Source organism: Williamsia sp. Leaf354 (genome assembly GCF_001424365.1).
Classification (GTDB): Bacteria; Actinomycetota; Actinomycetes; order Mycobacteriales; family Mycobacteriaceae; genus Williamsia_A.
This window is the reverse complement of record NZ_LMPL01000003.1, coordinates 77,858-94,879: the sequence shown is the minus strand read 5'-3', so window position 1 is coordinate 94,879 and position 17,022 is coordinate 77,858. Positions and strand designations below refer to the sequence as shown.

The window sequence follows — 17,022 nt, the reverse complement described above, 5'->3', positions numbered from 1 at the left end:
GATGCCGGTCCCGCTTCGCGCCGTCCGCACGGGGGTGGGTGCTACATTGGGATCGGGTTTTCGACTTGTAGTCGAAAACCACTCGACGCCGGCCCGCGTTCGAGATCGTCGTCCAGAAGGAGAGCGGTCATGACCGCTGCTGCACCCGCCGTCCCCGTCGTCGATGCGACCGCCGATCCCGGTCCGGAGTGGGCCGCCGAGGTCCGTCGCCTCGCAGACCTGCGCGGAGCCACCCTGCTCGCGCACAACTATCAACTGCCCGCGATCCAGGACGTGGCCGATCATGTCGGCGACTCGCTGGCCCTGTCGCGGATCGCCGCGTCCGCGCCAGAGGACACGATCGTGTTCTGCGGCGTGCACTTCATGGCCGAGACCGCGAAGATCCTCGCCCCGGAGAAGACGGTCCTCATCCCGGACGCCCGCGCCGGGTGCTCGCTGGCCGACTCGATCACCGCCGACGAGCTACGTGAGTGGGAGGCCGACTTCCCCGACGCGGTGGTGGTCTCCTACGTCAACACCACCGCCGAGGTGAAGGCGCTCACCGACATCTGCTGCACGTCGTCGAATGCCGTCGAGGTCGTCGCGTCGATCGACCCCGACAAAACCGTCCTGTTCCTGCCCGATCAGTTCCTCGGCGCGCACGTCAAGCGCGAGACCGGCCGGACGAACATGCACATCTGGGCGGGCGAGTGCCACGTGCACGCCGGCATCAACGGTGACGAACTCACCGACCAGGCCAACGCGCACCCCGACGCCGACCTCTACGTCCACCCCGAGTGCGGTTGTGCCACATCGGCTCTCTACCTCGCCGGTGAGGGTGCGGTGCCGAAGGACCGGGTGCACATCCTGTCGACCGGCGGGATGCTCGACACCGCGCGCGCCTCCGGCGCCCGCGAGGTACTCGTCGCCACCGAGATCGGCATGCTGCACCAGTTGCGGCGTGCCGCACCGCAGATCGACTTCCAGGCCGTCAACCCGAAGGCGTCCTGCAAGTACATGAAGATGATCACCCCCGAGGCGCTGCTCCGGTGCCTGCGCGACGGCACCGACGAGGTGCACCTCGAGCGTTCGGTGGCCGACGCCGCGCGCGCCAGCGTCGAGCGGATGATCGCCATCGGCACTCCCGGAGGAGGCGGCGAATGACGGCCGGCGCCCGCACCCCGGATGCCTTCGAGTCCATCGGGGTGTCGTCGGACGAGGTCCGGGCACTGATCCGCACGGCCCTCGACGAGGACCTGCGGTTCGGGCCGGACGTGACCACCGCGGCCACGGTGCCCGCCGGTGCGCGGACGACGGCGGTCATCGCCAGCCGCCAACCCGGCGTCATCGCCGGACTCGACGTGGCGCTCGCGGTGTTCGACGCGGTGATCGGTGACGACTACGCGGTGATCGATCGGGTCGCCGACGGCACGCGTGTGGCCCCGGGCGACGTCGTCCTGCGGGTCGATGCCCCGACGGCGGGTCTGCTCACCGCCGAGCGGACCGCGCTGAACCTGCTGTGCCACCTCTCGGGCATCGCCACGGCCACGGCCCGCTGGGTCGACGAGATCGCCGACACCGACACCGTCGTTCGGGACAGCCGCAAGACGCTGCCGGGTCTGCGTGCGCTGCAGAAGTACGCGGTGCGCGCCGGCGGCGGGGCCAACCACCGGATGGGGCTCGGCGACGCCGCGCTCATCAAGGACAACCACATCGCGGCCGCGGGGTCGCTCACCGCGGCCCTGACCGCGGTACGCGCCGCCGCACCCGACCTCGACGTGGAGGTGGAGGTGGATTCGCTGACCCAACTCGACGAGGCCCTCGGCCTCGACGCGCAGCTGATCCTGCTCGACAACTTCGCGCTGTGGGAGACGCAGATGGCGGTGCAGCGCCGCAACACCCGCTCGCCGCAGACGAAGCTGGAGAGCTCCGGCGGACTGTCGCTCGACGTCGCCGGTGACTACGCCCGCACCGGCGTCGACTACCTGGCCGTCGGCGCCCTGACCCACTCGGTCACGGTGCTCGATCTCGGACTCGATCTGTAGAGCACGACAATCCCGACGGAGCGGGCACACGTCGATCCTTTTATGCGCATGCGGGCATAAAAGGGTCGACGTCTCTGTTGGCACATGTGTCCCGGCGCGCTGAACAGCGCGCTCCGCAAGGCCCGAAAGGACACGATTTCTGTGCCAACTGTGAACGCTGTTGTCGCCACCGGCGCGACCGACCCGCTCACCATCTCGACCATCGAACGACGCGAACTGGGACCCAAGGATGTCCGTATCGACATCAAGTTCGCCGGCATCTGCCACTCCGACATCCACACCGCGCGCAATGAGTGGAAGGGCACCAAGTACCCGGTCGTCCCCGGCCACGAGATCGCGGGCATCGTCGCCGAGGTCGGTTCCGAGGTCACCCTGCACAACGTCGGCGACCGTGTCGGCGTCGGCTGCTTCGTCGACTCCTGCGGCGAGTGTGCGCCCTGCAAGAACGGCGACGAGCAGTACTGCGAGAAGGGTGTCGTCCAGACCTACAACTCGAAGACCTACGAGGGTGAGTTCACCCACGGCGGGTACTCGCAGTCGGTCGTCGTCACCGAGAAGTTCGTCCTGAAGATCCCCGAGGGCATCGAGCTCGATGTCGCGGCGCCGCTGCTCTGCGCCGGCATCACGCTCTACGCACCGCTGAAGAAGTGGGGCGCGGGCCCGGGCCGGAAGGTCGCCATCATCGGCATGGGCGGTCTCGGACACGTCGGCGTCAAGATCGCCCACGCGCTCGGCGCCGAGGTCACGGTGCTCAGCCAGACCACCAGCAAGGAAGAGGACGGCAAGCGCTTCGGTGCCGACCACTACTACGCCACCAAGGACAACAAGCAGCTGTTCAAGGACCTGGCCGGCCAGTTCGACCTCATCCTGAACACGGTGTCGGTGAACCTCCCGCTCGACGACTACATCGGTCTGCTCGCCATCGACGGCGCGCTGGTCGAGCTCGGTGTGCCGGAGAACCCGCTGCAGGTCGCGGCGTTCGCGTTGCTCACCAACCGGCGTTCGCTGTCGGGGTCCATGGTCGGCGGCATCGCGCTGACCCAGGAGATGCTCGACTTCTGCGCCGAGCACGAGATCGCCGCCGAGATCGAGACCATCTCGGCCGATCAGGTCAACGAGGCCTACGACCGCGCCGTCTCCTCCGACGTGCGCTACCGCTTCGTGATCGACACGGCGACCCTGGCGTCTGCCTGATTGTTGTGAACCGGGTCACGGCGTGACCCGAGATCGACCCCCGTCGGCCGTCGGTCGCCACCCTCGCGGTGGTGGCCGGCGGCCGACGTCGTCGTCTCACGGCGGGTACCCGGCGTCGAAAACGGCTGGCCGGACCCCATATCCTTGACAGGACCACCGGCGGTCGCAGCCCCGACCGTCGCCAGACCCGACCAGCCCGCACCCGACCCGCAGGAGCCCGCGCAATGTTGTCCCGAACCGACCTCCGTGGCCGTGCGCACACCGCGGCGGAACTCCGGCGCGCGCTCCCGCGCGGGGGCACCGACATCGAGTCGGTGCTCTCCACGGTCGCGCCGGTGGTGGCCGCGGTCCGCGACGACGGTGTCCGGGCGGCACTGGACTTCGGCGCGCGATTCGACGGCGTGACGCCGCCGTCGGTGCGGGTGCCCGCACAGGTGCTCGCGCAGGCCCTCGCATCGGTCGACCCGACCGTGCGGACCGCACTGGAGGAGTCGATCCGACGCGCGCGGATCGTGCACGCCGACCAGCGTCGGTCGACCACGCGGACCGAGGTGGTCCCCGGCGGCTCGGTCACCGAGAAGTGGATCCCGGTCGCGCGGGTGGGCCTCTACGTCCCCGGCGGCAACGCCGTCTACCCGTCGAGCGTCATCATGAACGTGGTCCCCGCACAGGAGGCCGGAGTCGCGTCACTCGTCGTCGCCTCGCCCCCGCAGGCGGCCCACGGCGGATGGCCGCATCCCACGATCCTCGCCGCGTGCGCGCTGCTCGGGGTCGACGAGGTGTGGGCCGTCGGCGGCGCCCAGGCCGTCGCACTCCTCACCTACGGGGGCACCGACATCGGGGCCACCGAGAACTCCGCCGGGACCGAACTGGCGCCCGTCGACCTCATCACCGGGCCGGGCAACATCTACGTGACCGCGGCGAAGCGCCTGTGCCGCAGCGTCGTCGGCATCGACTCCGAGGCCGGACCCACCGAGATCGCGATCCTCGCCGACGGTGACGCCGATGCCACCGCCGTCGCCGCCGACCTCATCAGCCAGGCCGAACACGACGTCCTCGCCGCCTCGGTGCTGGTCACCGACAGCGTCGACCTCGCCGACCGCGTCGATGCCGAGGTGGCCGCGCAGGTCGAGACGACCCGACACACCGAACGCGTGCGCACTGCCCTGTCGGGCGAGCAGTCGGGCATCGTGCTCGTCGACGACATCGACCACGGGATCGCGGTGGTCGACGCCTACGCCGCCGAGCACCTCGAGATCCAGACCGCCGACGCCCCCGCGGTGGCCGACCGCGTCCGCAACGCCGGCGCGATCTTCGTCGGCCGGTACTCACCGGTGAGCCTCGGTGACTACTGTGCGGGCTCCAATCACGTTCTCCCGACCTCGGGTTCGGCCCGGCACAGCTCCGGGCTGTCGGTGCAGACGTTCCTGCGCGGGGTCCACATCGTCGACTACGACCGTGCCGCACTCGCCGAGGTGGCCCCCCACGTCGTCGCGCTCGCCCAGGCCGAGGACCTCCCCGCCCACGGCGACGCGGTCACCGCACGCTTCGCCGACGTCCCGGCGTCGGGGAGTCCGGTGTGAGCGCCCCCGGAGCGCGGTTCACCCTCGCCGACCTGCCGTTGCGAGAGGCGTTGCGCGGGCAACACGCCTACGGCGCACCGCAACTCGACGTGCCCGTCGCGCTGAACACGAACGAGAACCCGCATCCGCCGTCGCAGGCCCTCGTCGACGACGTCGCCGAATCGGTGCGGCAGGCGGCGTCGGTGCTGCACCGTTACCCCGACCGCGACGCCGTCGCGCTGCGCGCCGATCTCGCCCGCTACCTCACCGGCCGCACCGGTGTCGAGCTCGGTGTCGAGAACCTGTGGGCGGCAAACGGATCCAACGAGATCCTGCAGCAGCTGATGCAGGCCTACGGTGGTCCTGGCCGCACCGCGATCGGCTTCGTGCCGTCGTACTCGATGCACTCGATCATCACCGGCGGCACCGACACCACCTGGGTGGAGATGCTGCGCGAGGCCGATTTCACCCTCGACGTCACCGCCGCGGTGGCCGAGATCGGGCGCCGCGCACCCGACGTCGTGTTCCTCACGTCGCCGAACAACCCGACGGGACAGTCGCTGTCGCTCGACGACATCCGGGCGGTCGTGTCGGTGGCGCCCGGCATCGTCATCGTCGACGAGGCCTACGGGGAGTTCTCCGACCGTCCGAGCGCGATCGCGCTCCTCGACGAGTTCGGCGACCGCCTGGTGGTGACCCGAACCATGAGCAAGGCGTTCGCCTTCGCCGGCGGCCGCCTCGGCTACCTCGTGGCCTCCCCGGCGCTCGTCGAATCGCTCCTGCTGGTGCGGTTGCCCTATCACCTCTCGGTCGTCACCCAGGCCGCCGCGCGGGCGGCCCTGCGTCACGCCGACGACACGTTGGCGACCGTCGCGGCGATCGTCGCCGAACGCGGTCGCGTGGTGTCCGAACTGACCGCGCTCGGCTACTCGGTCGTCGATTCCGACGCCAACTTCGTCCTGTTCGGACATCTCACCGACGCGGCGATCGCGTGGCAGCGGTTCCTCGACCGCGGCGTGTTGATCCGCGACCTCCGGATCCCCGGACACCTGCGTGCCACCATCGGGCTGGCCGCCGAGAACGACGCGTTCCTGCGCGCTGCCGCCGAGGTGGCCGCCGACGGCCTGCTCGCGTCCGATCCCCGAACCGACGATTCCCGAACCGACGGAGTACTGCGATGACCGACACCGACATCGATCCCGGCGCCGCACGACGGAGTGCCCGCGTCGAGCGCGTCACCCGTGAGTCCTCGGTGGCCGTCGAGATCGACCTCGACGGAACCGGGAAGACGAACATCTCGACCGGTGTGGCCTTCTACGACCACATGCTCACGGCGTTCGGCGCCCACGGCAGCTTCGATCTCACCGTCACCGCGACCGGCGACGTCGACATCGAGTCGCACCACACCGTCGAGGACACCGCGATCGTGCTCGGTCAGGCCATCGATCTCGCGCTCGGCGACAAGCGTGGCATCCGGCGATTCGGCGACGCGTGGATCCCGATGGACGAGGCGCTGGCCCACGCCGCCGTCGACCTGTCGGGGCGGCCCTACTTCGTGCACACCGGAGAACCCGAGCACCTGCTGACCTCGGTGATCGGCGGTAACCCCGGTGTCGCCTACAACACCGTCATCAACCGCCACGTGTTCGAGACGCTGGCCACGAACGCGCGCATCGCCCTGCACGTCCGGGTGCTCTACGGACGCGATCAGCACCACATCACCGAGGCGCAGTACAAGGCGGTCGCACGCGCGTTGCGCGCCGCCTCCGAGCCGGACCCCCGCGCCACGGGAGTGCCGTCGACCAAGGGTGCGCTCTAGATGCGGCGGCGCTCATGAGTCCCCGCGTCACGATCCTCGACTACGGGTCGGGCAACCTCCGGTCCGCGCAGCGGGCGCTCGAGCGCACCGGTGCGGAGGTCACCGTCACCGCCGACCGTGAGGTGGCCACCGAGTGCGACGGTCTCGTCGTACCCGGGGTCGGGGCCTTCGCCGCGTGCATGGCGGGTCTGACCGCCGCCCGTGGCGACCGGATCATCGATCAGAGGTTGGCCGGGGGACGTCCGGTGCTCGGCATCTGTGTCGGCATGCAGATCCTGTTCGACGAGGGTGTCGAGTTCGGCGTGCAGGCCGCGGGCTGCGGTGAATGGCCCGGCGCCGTCACGCAACTGCCCGCGCCGGTGCTGCCGCACATGGGGTGGAACACCGTCGCCGCCGGTGCCGGATCGGTCCTGTTCGACGGGCTCGACGCCGACACCCGCTTCTATTTCGTGCACTCCTACGCGGCGCAGTCGTGGGACCTCGACAGCGACGGTTCCCGCCTCGCTCCGGCGATCACCACGTGGGCCGAACACGGCGCACCCTTCCTCGCCGCGGTCGAGAACGGGCCGTTGTCGGCCACCCAGTTCCATCCCGAGAAATCAGGCGACGCGGGCGCGCAGTTGCTCGAGAACTGGGTCCGGTCGTTGTGAGCACCGACCGGGATCGACCGGCCCCCCGCCCGTTCTCCTACGCGCGCCTGGCGCTCGCGGTGCTCGGCGCGGGAACGCTGGTGCTGGTCGTCTCGGTGCCGATCATCTACGGGGTCACACGGGTGTCGGCACCCGCCGCATTGGTCGTCGCGTTGCTGGCCGTCGCGGTGGCCATCGCCGTGATGGGCGTGGTGGCCAACCGGATGGTCGATGCGGCCGCCCGCGCCCTCGAGTCCGACCCGCACACAGCACCACGCCAGACCCCGACACCACCGTCGTCGCCCGCCGATGACGACCACTGAGACCCCGCGTCCCGCGGTCACTCCCGACGAAAGGCCCCACCAGATGCCGTCCACGCTCGAACTCCTCCCCGCGGTCGACGTCGCCGACGGCCAGGCCGTCCGGCTCGTCCAGGGGGCGGCGGGGTCGGAGACGTCCTACGGGTCGCCGCGCGAGGCCGCGATGGCCTGGCAGCGCGACGGCGCCGAGTGGATCCATCTGGTCGACCTCGACGCCGCGTTCGGCCGCGGCGACAACCGCGAACTCCTCGCGGCGGTCGTGGGCGAACTCGACGTGAAGGTCGAACTCTCCGGCGGCATCCGCGACGACGACTCGCTGCGTGCGGCGCTGGCCACCGGCTGTACCCGCGTCAACATCGGCACCGCGGCGCTCGAGGACCCGGACTGGTGCGCGCGGGTCGTCGGGGAGTACGGCGATCGTGTCGCCATCGGGCTCGACGCGGTCCACGAGGACCGTGGCTGGCGGCTGCGCGGACGCGGCTGGGTCTCCGACGGCGGTGACCTCTGGGAGGTCCTCGAGCGTCTCGAACGCGACGGCTGCAGCCGCTACGTCGTCACCGACGTGAGCAAGGACGGCACGCTCACCGGGCCGAATCTCGAGCTCCTCGGGCAGGTCGCCGACGCCGCCTCGGCGCCGGTGGTCGCCTCGGGCGGGGTGTCGGCCGTCGCCGACCTCACCGCCATCGCGACGCTCGTCGACCGCGGCGTCGAGGGCGCGATCATCGGGAAGGCGCTCTACGCCGGGCGGTTCACGCTGCCCGAGGCGCTGGCCGCAGTGGCCGGGCGGTGATGGCCTCGACCGTCGTCGGGACCCTGCCCGCCGATCTCGACCCGCCGCGGCTGCTGTCGATCGCCGCGGACCTGCTCGACGAGATCACGCCACGGTTCGTCGAGGGACTCGGCGCGCCGAGCGCGGTCGACAAGGGTGGCAACGACTTCGCGACCGAACTCGACCTGGAACTGGAACGACTGCTGTCGGCGAGGCTGTCCGACGCCACCGGCATCGCGGTCCACGGCGAGGAATTCGGCGGACCCGACGTCACCTCGGGGACGGTGTGGGTGGTCGACCCGATCGACGGCACCGCCAACTACTCGGCCGGTCTGCCGCTGGCCGGCACCCTCGTGGCCCTGCTGCACGACGGTGCGCCGGTGCTCGGTCTCACCTGGCTCCCGCTGTTCGACCGCCGCTACTCCGCGTTCGTCGACGGGCCGGTGGTCTGCAACGGCGAGGAGCTCCCACCACTGCGCCCCACCCGTCTGGAGGACTCGATGATCGCGTTCGGCGCGTTCAACGTCGACAGCCGCGGCCGGTACCCCGGACAGTGGCGCGTCGACATCCTCGGGCAGCTCTCCCGACGGGTGTCGCGGCTGCGTCTGCTGGGCAGCACGGGCATCGACATGGCGCTGTGCGCAGCCGGGAACATCGGTGGCGCAGTGTGTTTCGGTCACCACGCCTGGGACAACGCGGCCGGTGCCGCTCTCGTCCTGGCCGCCGGGGGAGAGGTCACCGATCTCGCCGGGGCGCCGTGGACGGTGTCGTCGCCGTCGATGCTGGTGGGCGCACCGGGGGTGCACGCCGAGCTGGCGTCGATCATCGCCGAGGTCGGCCCGCCGGAGGGTCGGTCATGACCGTCGCCGTGCGGGTCATCCCGTGTCTCGACGTCGACGCCGGCCGGGTGGTCAAGGGCGTCAACTTCGTCGACCTGCGTGACGCCGGCGACCCGGTCGAACTCGCCGCGGCCTACGACGCGGCGGGCGCCGACGAACTGACCTTCCTCGACGTCACCGCGTCGAGTTCGGGGCGGTCGACGATGCTCGACGTCGTCCGTCGCACCGCTGATCAGGTGTTCATCCCGCTGACCGTCGGCGGTGGTGTGCGCACCGTCGCCGACGTCGACACGTTGCTGCGAGCGGGCGCGGACAAGGTCGGCGTCAACACCGCGGCCATCGCGCGCCCCGAGGTGCTCGAGGAGATGAGTCGCCACTTCGGGTCGCAATGCATCGTGCTGTCGGTCGACGCCCGCACCGTTCCCGACGGAGAGGCCGCGACACCGTCGGGGTGGGAGGTCACCACCCACGGCGGTCGCCGCGGTACTGGCATCGACGCGGTCGAGTGGGCCCGTCGCGGACAGGATCTCGGGGTGGGGGAGATCCTCCTCAACTCGATGGACGCCGACGGCACCAAGAACGGTTTCGACCTGACGATGATCGGCGCCGTCCGTGCCGCGGTCACCGTCCCGGTCATCGCCAGCGGCGGCGCCGGACGTGTCGAACACTTCACCCCCGCCGTCCGTGCGGGCGCCGACGCGGTGTTGGCCGCCTCGGTCTTCCACTTCGGCGAGTTGCGGATCGGCGAGGTGAAGGACGCGATGCGGCGCGACGGGGTGATCGTCCGGTGAGCGGCCTCGACCCCGCGATCGAGGCGCGACTGCGCCGCACCGACGACGGTCTGGTCGCCGCGGTCGTGCAGGAGCGCTCGACCGGTGAGGTGCTGATGCTCGCCTGGATGGACGCCGAGGCGCTGGCGCGGACCCTGGCCACGGGCCGGGCCACCTACTGGTCGCGGTCACGCCGGGAATACTGGGTGAAGGGCGAGACCAGCGGACACGTCCAGGCCGTGCACGAGGTGCGGCTGGACTGTGACGGTGACGCCCTGCTGGTGATCGTCGACCAGACCGGTCCCGCCTGTCACACCGGGACGCACAGTTGTTTCGACCCGTCGCGCGCACTCGACGTGAAAGGCCCCTGATGCCCCTCATCCAGATCTCGCAGACCCCCGGATCCAGTGACCGCGTGAAGCGCGAGACCATCGCCGCGGTCACCGAGGCCTACGCCAAGGCCACCGGCAAGGATCCCGACTCGGTGTGGGTCACCATCACCGAGGTCCCCCGGTCCCACTGGGGCGTCGGCGGGGAACCGCTGGGACAATAGGCCGTGCCCACCTCGACCCGCTCGACCTCGCGACGTCAGCCGACCGACGGGACCACCCCGCGGGAGGTGTTCGTCGAACTGGCGCGTGACCATCGCGTCGTCCCCGTCACCCGCAAGGTCCTCGCCGATTCCGAGACGCCGTTGTCGGCGTATCGCAAGCTCGCCGGTGACCGGCCCGGCACCTTTCTGCTCGAGTCGGCCGAGAACGGTCGTTCGTGGTCGCGGTGGTCGTTCATCGGCGTCAATTCGCCTGCGGCGCTGACCGTCGTCGACGGTCAGGCGCACTGGTGGGGCACCGTCCCCGACGGCGCGCCGCTCGGCGGCGACCCGCTGGTGGCACTCGCGGAGTCGTTGCGGTTGCTCGCCACCGACCGGTTGCCGGACATGCCGCCGCTCACCGGTGGATTCGTCGGCTATCTGGCCTACGACGCGGTCCGTCGACTCGAGAAGCTGCCCGACACCACCGTCGACGACCTGCAACTGCCGGAGATGATGATGTTGCTCGCCGCCGACATCGCGGCCGTCGACCATCACGAGGGCGCGATCACCCTCATCGCCAACGCCATCAACTTCGACGGCTCCGACGAGCGCGTCGACGCCGCCTACGACGACGCCGTCGCGCGCCTCGACCGCATGACCGCGGACCTGGCGGCACCGACACCGTCGACCGTGTCGACCTTCGCCACGCCCGACCCGGAGTACCGCAGCCAACGCACGCAGGAGGAGTACGGCACCGTCGTCACCGCGCTCGTCGGCGAGATCGAGGCGGGTGAGGCGTTCCAGGTGGTGCCGTCGATGCGGTTCGAGATGACGACCGACGCCGACCCCATCGACGTCTACCGGGTGCTGCGCGCGTCGAACCCGAGTCCGTACATGTACCTCCTGCGGGTGCCCGGCATCGGCGCCGAACACGGGGGGCGCGATCCGTTCACCGTCGTCGGATCCAGTCCCGAGGCCCTGGTGACCGTTCACGACCAGGTCGCCACGACACATCCGATCGCGGGTACCCGGTGGCGCGGTGCGACCGAGGAGGAGGACGTGCTGCTGGCCAAGGACCTCCTCGCCGACGAGAAGGAGAACTCCGAGCACCTCATGCTCGTCGACCTCGGACGCAATGACCTGGGTCGGGTGTGTGAGCCGGGGACGGTCACGGTGCACGACTACCGACACATCGAGCGCTACAGCCACGTGATGCATCTGGTGTCCACGGTGACCGGGCGCCTGCGTGACGGCGCCACCGCCCTCGACGCGGTGTCGGCGTGCTTCCCCGCGGGGACCCTGACCGGTGCGCCGAAGGTGCGGGCGATGGAACTGATCGACGAACACGAGCAGACCCGCCGCGGTCTCTACGGTGGCATCGTGGGGTACCTCGATTTCGCCGGCGACGCCGACACCGCGATCGCCATCCGCACCGCGGTGATGACGGGCGGCACCGCGTACGTGCAGGCCGGCGGGGGTGTGGTCGCCGACAGTGACCCCGTCTACGAGTTCAACGAGGCGCGCAACAAGGCGCGCACCGTGCTCTCGGCGGTCGCCGCGGCACAGACGATGCGTCGCGTCGGCGGCGCCGCGACCGACGACCCGGGCACCGGCCCCGACCGGACGACCACCAGCGAGGAGCACGACCACACGTCATGACCGAGACGCCCGACCAGCCCCACACCCCAGACCAGCAGCCCACCGACGACTCCGCCGCGCGGTCCGGGTCCGGCACCGTCGACGTCGCGGCCGCCGAACGTGCGCACCGACGCCGGACGCTGACCACCGCGTCGATCCTGTTGGCCGCCGCGGCCGCGGCGCTGTGGGCCGCGTCGCGGCTGACGTGGGCGTCGCTGACCACCAGCGACGGACTCGGTCCCGAACGCGGTTTCACCGTCCACGGATCGGACTGGAGTCCCTGGCTCACGCCGGTGGCCATCGTGCTCGTCGCGGCGATCGCGGCGGCGGTGTCGTTGCGCGGCTGGGCGCTGCGGATCACGGCGCTCATCGTCGCGCTGATCGGCATCCTCGGTGTGCTGCCCGCGATCTCGCTGCTCACCGGCAACAACCCCGGTGCCTATGCCGCCAAGGCTGTCGACGTCCCCGGCCGCTACCAGGTGGTGTCGGTCGAGACCCACGACCAGGCGGCGATCGTCGTGTTCATCGGTGGTGTGATCGCCGTCGCGGCCGCGGTCGTCCTGCTGCGTGGCGCGCGGGGTGCGGCGCCGATGTCGTCGAAATACCGTTCGCCGGCCGCGCGTCGCGCCGAACTCGAGGAGAAGGTGTTCGCCGACCGCGACCGGACCGCCGACCCCGCGGCGACACCCGGGACGCAGGCACCCGCCGCGTCCGACGGATCGCCCGACGACCTCACCGAACGGATGCTGTGGGACGCCCTCGACAACGGCGCCGACCCGACCCGGATCCGACCAGATGGTCGCAGCGGCGGGCCGTCCACCAGCGACGACGACCCCGGCCGGGCGGCCCGGTGACACCCGCGGCCCGAGCCCACCCCGCCTGAGGGCCGACACCGGTTGGCGGGCTACCCTGGTGCGAACACCGGATGACGTGGACCACCCACCGACTTCCGTCCGTCACCGCCGGAAGGGGGCCGCGCACCCGTGAGTACGCCGACTGTCCTCGACTCGATCATCGACGGGGTGAAGGCCGATGTCGCCGCCCGCGAGGCGGTGCTCGATTTCGCCGCCGTGAAAGCCGCCTCGGCCGCCGCCCCCGACCCGCGTGACGCCGCAGCCGCGTTGCGTGAGACCGGCATCGGCGTCATCGCCGAGGTGAAGCGGGCCAGCCCGTCGCGCGGTGACCTCGCGGCCATCGCCGACCCGGCCGCCCTCGCCCAGGCCTACGAGAGCGGTGGCGCGCGCATCATCAGCGTGCTCACCGAGGGACGTCGCTTCGGCGGTTCCCTCGACGATCTCGACGCGGTCCGCGCTGCGGTGCAGATCCCCGTGTTGCGCAAGGACTTCATCGTCGGGCCGTACCAGATCCACGAGGCGCGGGCCCACGGCGCCGACGTCATCCTGCTGATCGTCGCCGCGCTCGAACAGAACGTCCTCGCCTCGCTGCTCGACCGGACCGAGTCGCTGGGCATGACCGCGCTCGTCGAGGTGCACACCGAGGAAGAGGCCGACCGCGCCCTCGAGGCCGGGGCCTCGGTCGTCGGCGTCAACGCCCGCAACCTCAAGACCCTCGAGGTCGACACCGACACCTTCGCGCGCATCGCACCGGGACTGCCCACCGAGATCATCCGCATCGCCGAGTCCGGTGTGCGCGGCACGGCAGACCTGCTCGCCTACGCCGGCGCCGGTGCGGACGCCGTGCTCGTCGGCGAGGGACTGGTCACCAGCGGTGACCCCCGTGCCGCGGTGCGCGAGCTCGTCACCGCCGGAACGCACCCGTCGTGCCCGAAGCCGGTGCGCTGACCGGTGTCCACCGAGCACGCAGCACGTCCTTTCCCCACCGCCAGCGTGGGCTTGTCCGAGCGCACCGAATTCGACCCCGACGCGCGCGGGTACTTCGGCAGCTTCGGTGGTCGGCACGTGCCCGAGGCGCTGATGGCCGTGATCGACGAGGTCACGACGACCTACGAGAAGGTCCGCAGCGACGACGACTTCCTCGCCGAACTCGACCGGCTGCAGCGTGACTACAGCGGTCGGCCCTCGCCGCTCTTCGAGGCGACACGGCTGAGCGCGGCCGCCGGTGGCGCCCGCATCTTTCTCAAGCGTGAGGACCTCAACCACACCGGTTCGCACAAGATCAACAACGTGATCGGTCAGGCGCTGCTCGCCCAGAGAATGGGCAAGACGCGCGTCATCGCCGAGACCGGCGCCGGTCAGCACGGCGTCGCCACGGCGACCGCGTGCGCCCTGCTCGGCCTCGAGTGCATCGTCTACATGGGTCGCGTCGACACCGAACGCCAGGCGCTCAACGTGGCCCGCATGCGGCTGCTCGGTGCGTCGGTCATCGCCGTCGACAACGGGTCTGCGACCCTCAAGGACGCGATCAACGAGGCGATGCGCGACTGGGTCACCAACGCGCACACCACGTATTACTGCTTCGGCACCGCGGCCGGCCCGCATCCTTTCCCGCTGATGGTGCGCGATCTGCAGCGCATCGTCGGGCTCGAGGCCCGCGCACAGATCCTCGAACAGACCGGTGCGCTGCCCGACGCCGTCGTGGCGTGTGTCGGCGGCGGATCCAACGCGATCGGCATCTTCCACCCGTTCATCGCCGACGCCGACGTGCGCCTGGTCGGTTTCGAGGCGGCTGGCGACGGCGTCGAGTCCGGACGGCACGCCGCGACCTTCGCCGGTGGCACCCCCGGCGCCTTCCAGGGCGCCTACTCCTACCTGCTGCAGGACGACGACGGACAGACCATCGAGTCGCACTCGATCTCCGCGGGTCTCGACTACCCCGGTGTCGGTCCCGAGCACGCCCACCTGTTGGAGACCGGTCGGGCCGAGTACCGCCCCGTTACCGACACCGCCGCCATGGACGCGCTGTCGGTGCTCAGTAAGACCGAGGGCATCATCCCGGCCATCGAGTCCGCCCACGCCGTCGCGGGCGCCATCGAACTCGGCGCCGAACTCGGTGCGGGCGCCGTCATCGTGGTCAACCTGTCCGGCCGCGGGGACAAGGACGTCGACACCGCCGCGCGCTGGTTCGGACTACTCGACAAGCCCGCCGGCAGCGACGGCAGCGGCACCACCCTCGGCGACCCCTCGAAGGCCGACACCACAGCGGCCGACGCCACGGCGGGCACCACGTCCGAGACGCTGCCGCCGGCACCGGGCATCACCCCGTGAGCACGTCGCGCCTGGCCCCGGTCTTCGCGCAGTGCTCGGCCGAGAACCGCAGTGCGCTCATCGGTTATCTGCCCGTCGGCTACCCCGACGTCCCGACCTCGTTGGAACTCGTGCGCGCCCTGGTGCGGTCGGGGTGCGACATCGTCGAACTCGGCATCCCGTACTCCGACCCGGTGATGGACGGTCCGACCATCCAGGACGCCGCCGACACGGCGCTGCGCGCGGGCACCCGTGTGCGCGATGTGTTCGCCGCGGCCGAGGCTGTGGCCGACGCCGGGGGAGCCCCGGTGGTCATGTCCTACTGGAATCCGGTGCTGCGCTACGGGGTCGACGCGTTCGCCCGTGACCTCGCCGCGGCAGGCGGCCGTGGTCTCATCACCCCGAACCTCATCCCCGAGGAGGCCGACGGCTGGTTGGCCGCGGCCGGTGAGCACGACCTCGACCCGATCTTCCTCGTCGCGCCGTCCTCGACGGAGGAACGCCTGGCGATGACCGTCGATGCCAGCCGTGGTTTCGTCTACGCGGCCTCGACCATGGGCGTCACCGGCGCACGCGACGCTGTCTCCAATGCCGCTCCCGGCCTCTGCAAGCGGATCCGTGAACACTCCGACATCCCGATCGGTGTGGGACTCGGTGTGCGCAGCGGCGCGCAAGCCGCCGAGATCGCCGCCTACGCCGACGGCGTGATCGTCGGATCCGCTCTCGTCAGTGCCGCCGCCGACGGAGTCGAGGCGGTGTCCACGCTCGTCGAGGAACTGGCCGCAGGAGTGCGTTCGGCTACTGTGGCACGGTGACCGACCCCGCTGTCCTGGCCTACATCCCGAGTCCCTCACAGGGTGTCTGGTACCTCGGAGGCTTCCCGTTACGGGCGTACGCGCTGTGCATCATCGTCGGCATCGTCGTCGCGGTGTGGTGGGGCAGCAAGCGGTGGCAGGCACGCGGCGGCCGCGACGGTGAGGTGCTCGACATCGCCATCTGGGCGGTGCCGTTCGGGCTCATCGGAGGCCGCCTCTACCACCTGGCCACCGACTGGCGGACCTATTTCGGCGACGGCCCGAAGACCCCGATCGACGCCTTCAAGATCTGGGACGGCGGTCTCGGCATCTGGGGCGCGGTCCTGTTCGGCGCGCTCGGCGCCTGGATCGGGGCGCGTCGCGCGGGCATCTCGCTGCCGGCGATGGGTGACGCGATCGGACCGCCGATCCTGTTGGCGCAGGCCATAGGTCGACTGGGCAACTACTTCAACCAGGAACTGTACGGCGCGCACACCACGCTGCCGTGGGGCCTGGAGATCTACGAACGCGTCGACCGCAACGGCAACGTCGGGCCCGGGCTCATCGACGGCACGTCCACCGGCACCGTCGTCGATGTCGTGCAACCGACGTTCCTCTACGAACTGATCTGGAACGTCCTCGTCGTCATCGCACTCGTCGTGATCGACCGCCGGTTCCGGATCGGCCACGGCCGTCTGTTCGCGCTCTACGTCGCGGGGTACTGCGCGGGTCGGTTCTTCATCGAACTGCTCCGTGAGGACCAGGCCACCCACATCTTCGGCATCCGCATCAATGTCTTCACGGCCGCGATCGTCTTCTGTTGCGCGATCGCCTATGTGATCCTCGCCCGTAAGGGCCGCGAATCGCCCGCCGAGATCTATCGCGACGGCGCCGGTCCCGAGTCGACCCCGGTCGCCGACACCGACACCGGCGACACCACGGGGAGCGACGCGGCGCCCGAACCCGAT

Annotated in this window: 18 protein-coding genes and 1 pseudogene; all 19 read left to right on the top strand. The window is 70.7% G+C overall.

Annotation, left to right across the window (positions count from 1 at the left end):
• Positions 1-129: 129 nt before the first annotated feature.
• Entirely contained in the window at positions 130-1,143 is a 1,014-nt protein-coding gene (gene nadA, locus ASG12_RS11985) for a quinolinate synthase NadA (RefSeq protein ID WP_055789780.1), read from the top strand.
• Entirely contained in the window at positions 1,140-2,024 is an 885-nt protein-coding gene (gene nadC, locus ASG12_RS11980) for a carboxylating nicotinate-nucleotide diphosphorylase (RefSeq protein ID WP_055789777.1), read from the top strand. The genes nadA and nadC overlap by 4 nt, the downstream gene beginning before the upstream one ends.
• 141 nt (positions 2,025-2,165) lie before the next feature.
• The gene (locus tag ASG12_RS11975) at positions 2,166-3,218 is read left to right on the top strand and encodes an NAD(P)-dependent alcohol dehydrogenase (protein ID WP_055790760.1); all 1,053 of its coding nucleotides are present in this window, start codon (positions 2,166-2,168) and stop codon (positions 3,216-3,218) included.
• Between the two features lie 224 nt (positions 3,219-3,442).
• Positions 3,443-4,801 (top strand): histidinol dehydrogenase, encoded by a 1,359-nt coding sequence (gene hisD / locus ASG12_RS11970; protein WP_055789774.1) that lies wholly within the window; start codon positions 3,443-3,445, stop codon positions 4,799-4,801.
• The gene (locus tag ASG12_RS11965) at positions 4,798-5,961 is read left to right on the top strand and encodes a histidinol-phosphate transaminase (protein WP_055789771.1); all 1,164 of its coding nucleotides are present in this window, start codon (positions 4,798-4,800) and stop codon (positions 5,959-5,961) included. Before hisD ends, ASG12_RS11965 begins: the two co-directional genes overlap by 4 nt.
• Entirely contained in the window at positions 5,958-6,599 is a 642-nt protein-coding gene (hisB, locus tag ASG12_RS11960; RefSeq protein WP_055789766.1) for an imidazoleglycerol-phosphate dehydratase HisB, read from the top strand. Before ASG12_RS11965 ends, hisB begins: the two co-directional genes overlap by 4 nt.
• A gap of 14 nt (positions 6,600-6,613) precedes the next feature.
• Positions 6,614-7,249, top strand: coding sequence for an imidazole glycerol phosphate synthase subunit HisH (gene hisH / locus ASG12_RS11955; protein ID WP_055789763.1), 636 nt, complete (start codon positions 6,614-6,616; stop codon positions 7,247-7,249).
• Complete coding sequence (locus ASG12_RS11950; protein WP_200932774.1) at positions 7,246-7,551, top strand: hypothetical protein; 306 nt, start codon at positions 7,246-7,248, stop codon at positions 7,549-7,551. The genes hisH and ASG12_RS11950 overlap by 4 nt, the downstream gene beginning before the upstream one ends.
• Before the next feature lie 43 nt (positions 7,552-7,594).
• On the top strand, positions 7,595-8,338 hold the full coding sequence (priA, locus tag ASG12_RS11945; RefSeq protein ID WP_055789761.1) for a bifunctional 1-(5-phosphoribosyl)-5-((5-phosphoribosylamino)methylideneamino)imidazole-4-carboxamide isomerase/phosphoribosylanthranilate isomerase PriA: 744 nt from the start codon (positions 7,595-7,597) through the stop codon (positions 8,336-8,338).
• Entirely contained in the window at positions 8,338-9,177 is an 840-nt protein-coding gene (locus ASG12_RS11940) for an inositol monophosphatase family protein (protein ID WP_055789758.1), read from the top strand. Before priA ends, ASG12_RS11940 begins: the two co-directional genes overlap by 1 nt.
• A complete protein-coding gene (gene hisF, locus ASG12_RS11935) occupies positions 9,174-9,947 on the top strand; it encodes an imidazole glycerol phosphate synthase subunit HisF (protein ID WP_055789754.1) in 774 nt (257 codons plus the stop codon). The genes ASG12_RS11940 and hisF overlap by 4 nt, the downstream gene beginning before the upstream one ends.
• A complete protein-coding gene (gene hisI, locus ASG12_RS11930; RefSeq protein ID WP_055789751.1) occupies positions 9,944-10,297 on the top strand; it encodes a phosphoribosyl-AMP cyclohydrolase in 354 nt (117 codons plus the stop codon). Before hisF ends, hisI begins: the two co-directional genes overlap by 4 nt.
• The gene (locus tag ASG12_RS11925; RefSeq protein WP_045823037.1) at positions 10,297-10,479 is read left to right on the top strand and encodes a tautomerase family protein; all 183 of its coding nucleotides are present in this window, start codon (positions 10,297-10,299) and stop codon (positions 10,477-10,479) included. The genes hisI and ASG12_RS11925 overlap by 1 nt, the downstream gene beginning before the upstream one ends.
• Positions 10,480-10,482: 3 nt before the next feature.
• A complete protein-coding gene (locus ASG12_RS11920) occupies positions 10,483-12,117 on the top strand; it encodes an anthranilate synthase component I (RefSeq protein WP_082501930.1) in 1,635 nt (544 codons plus the stop codon).
• Positions 12,114-12,950, top strand: a complete 837-nt coding sequence (locus tag ASG12_RS11915; RefSeq protein WP_055789748.1) for a TIGR02234 family membrane protein — start codon at positions 12,114-12,116, stop codon at positions 12,948-12,950. Before ASG12_RS11920 ends, ASG12_RS11915 begins: the two co-directional genes overlap by 4 nt.
• Positions 12,951-13,079: 129 nt before the next feature.
• Entirely contained in the window at positions 13,080-13,898 is an 819-nt protein-coding gene (gene trpC, locus ASG12_RS11910; RefSeq protein ID WP_055789744.1) for an indole-3-glycerol phosphate synthase TrpC, read from the top strand.
• 3 nt (positions 13,899-13,901) lie between these two features.
• The gene (trpB, locus tag ASG12_RS11905) at positions 13,902-15,281 is read left to right on the top strand and encodes a tryptophan synthase subunit beta (RefSeq protein WP_055789742.1); all 1,380 of its coding nucleotides are present in this window, start codon (positions 13,902-13,904) and stop codon (positions 15,279-15,281) included.
• Positions 15,278-16,075 carry a tryptophan synthase subunit alpha gene (gene trpA / locus ASG12_RS11900; protein WP_055789739.1) on the top strand — a complete coding sequence of 266 codons (798 nt, stop codon included), beginning with the start codon at positions 15,278-15,280 and terminating at the stop codon, positions 16,073-16,075. The genes trpB and trpA overlap by 4 nt, the downstream gene beginning before the upstream one ends.
• Positions 16,072-16,935, top strand: a pseudogene (gene lgt / locus ASG12_RS11895) (prolipoprotein diacylglyceryl transferase); the annotation flags it as partial. The gene trpA and the pseudogene lgt, both read left to right, overlap by 4 nt.
• Positions 16,936-17,022: the final 87 nt, after the last annotated feature.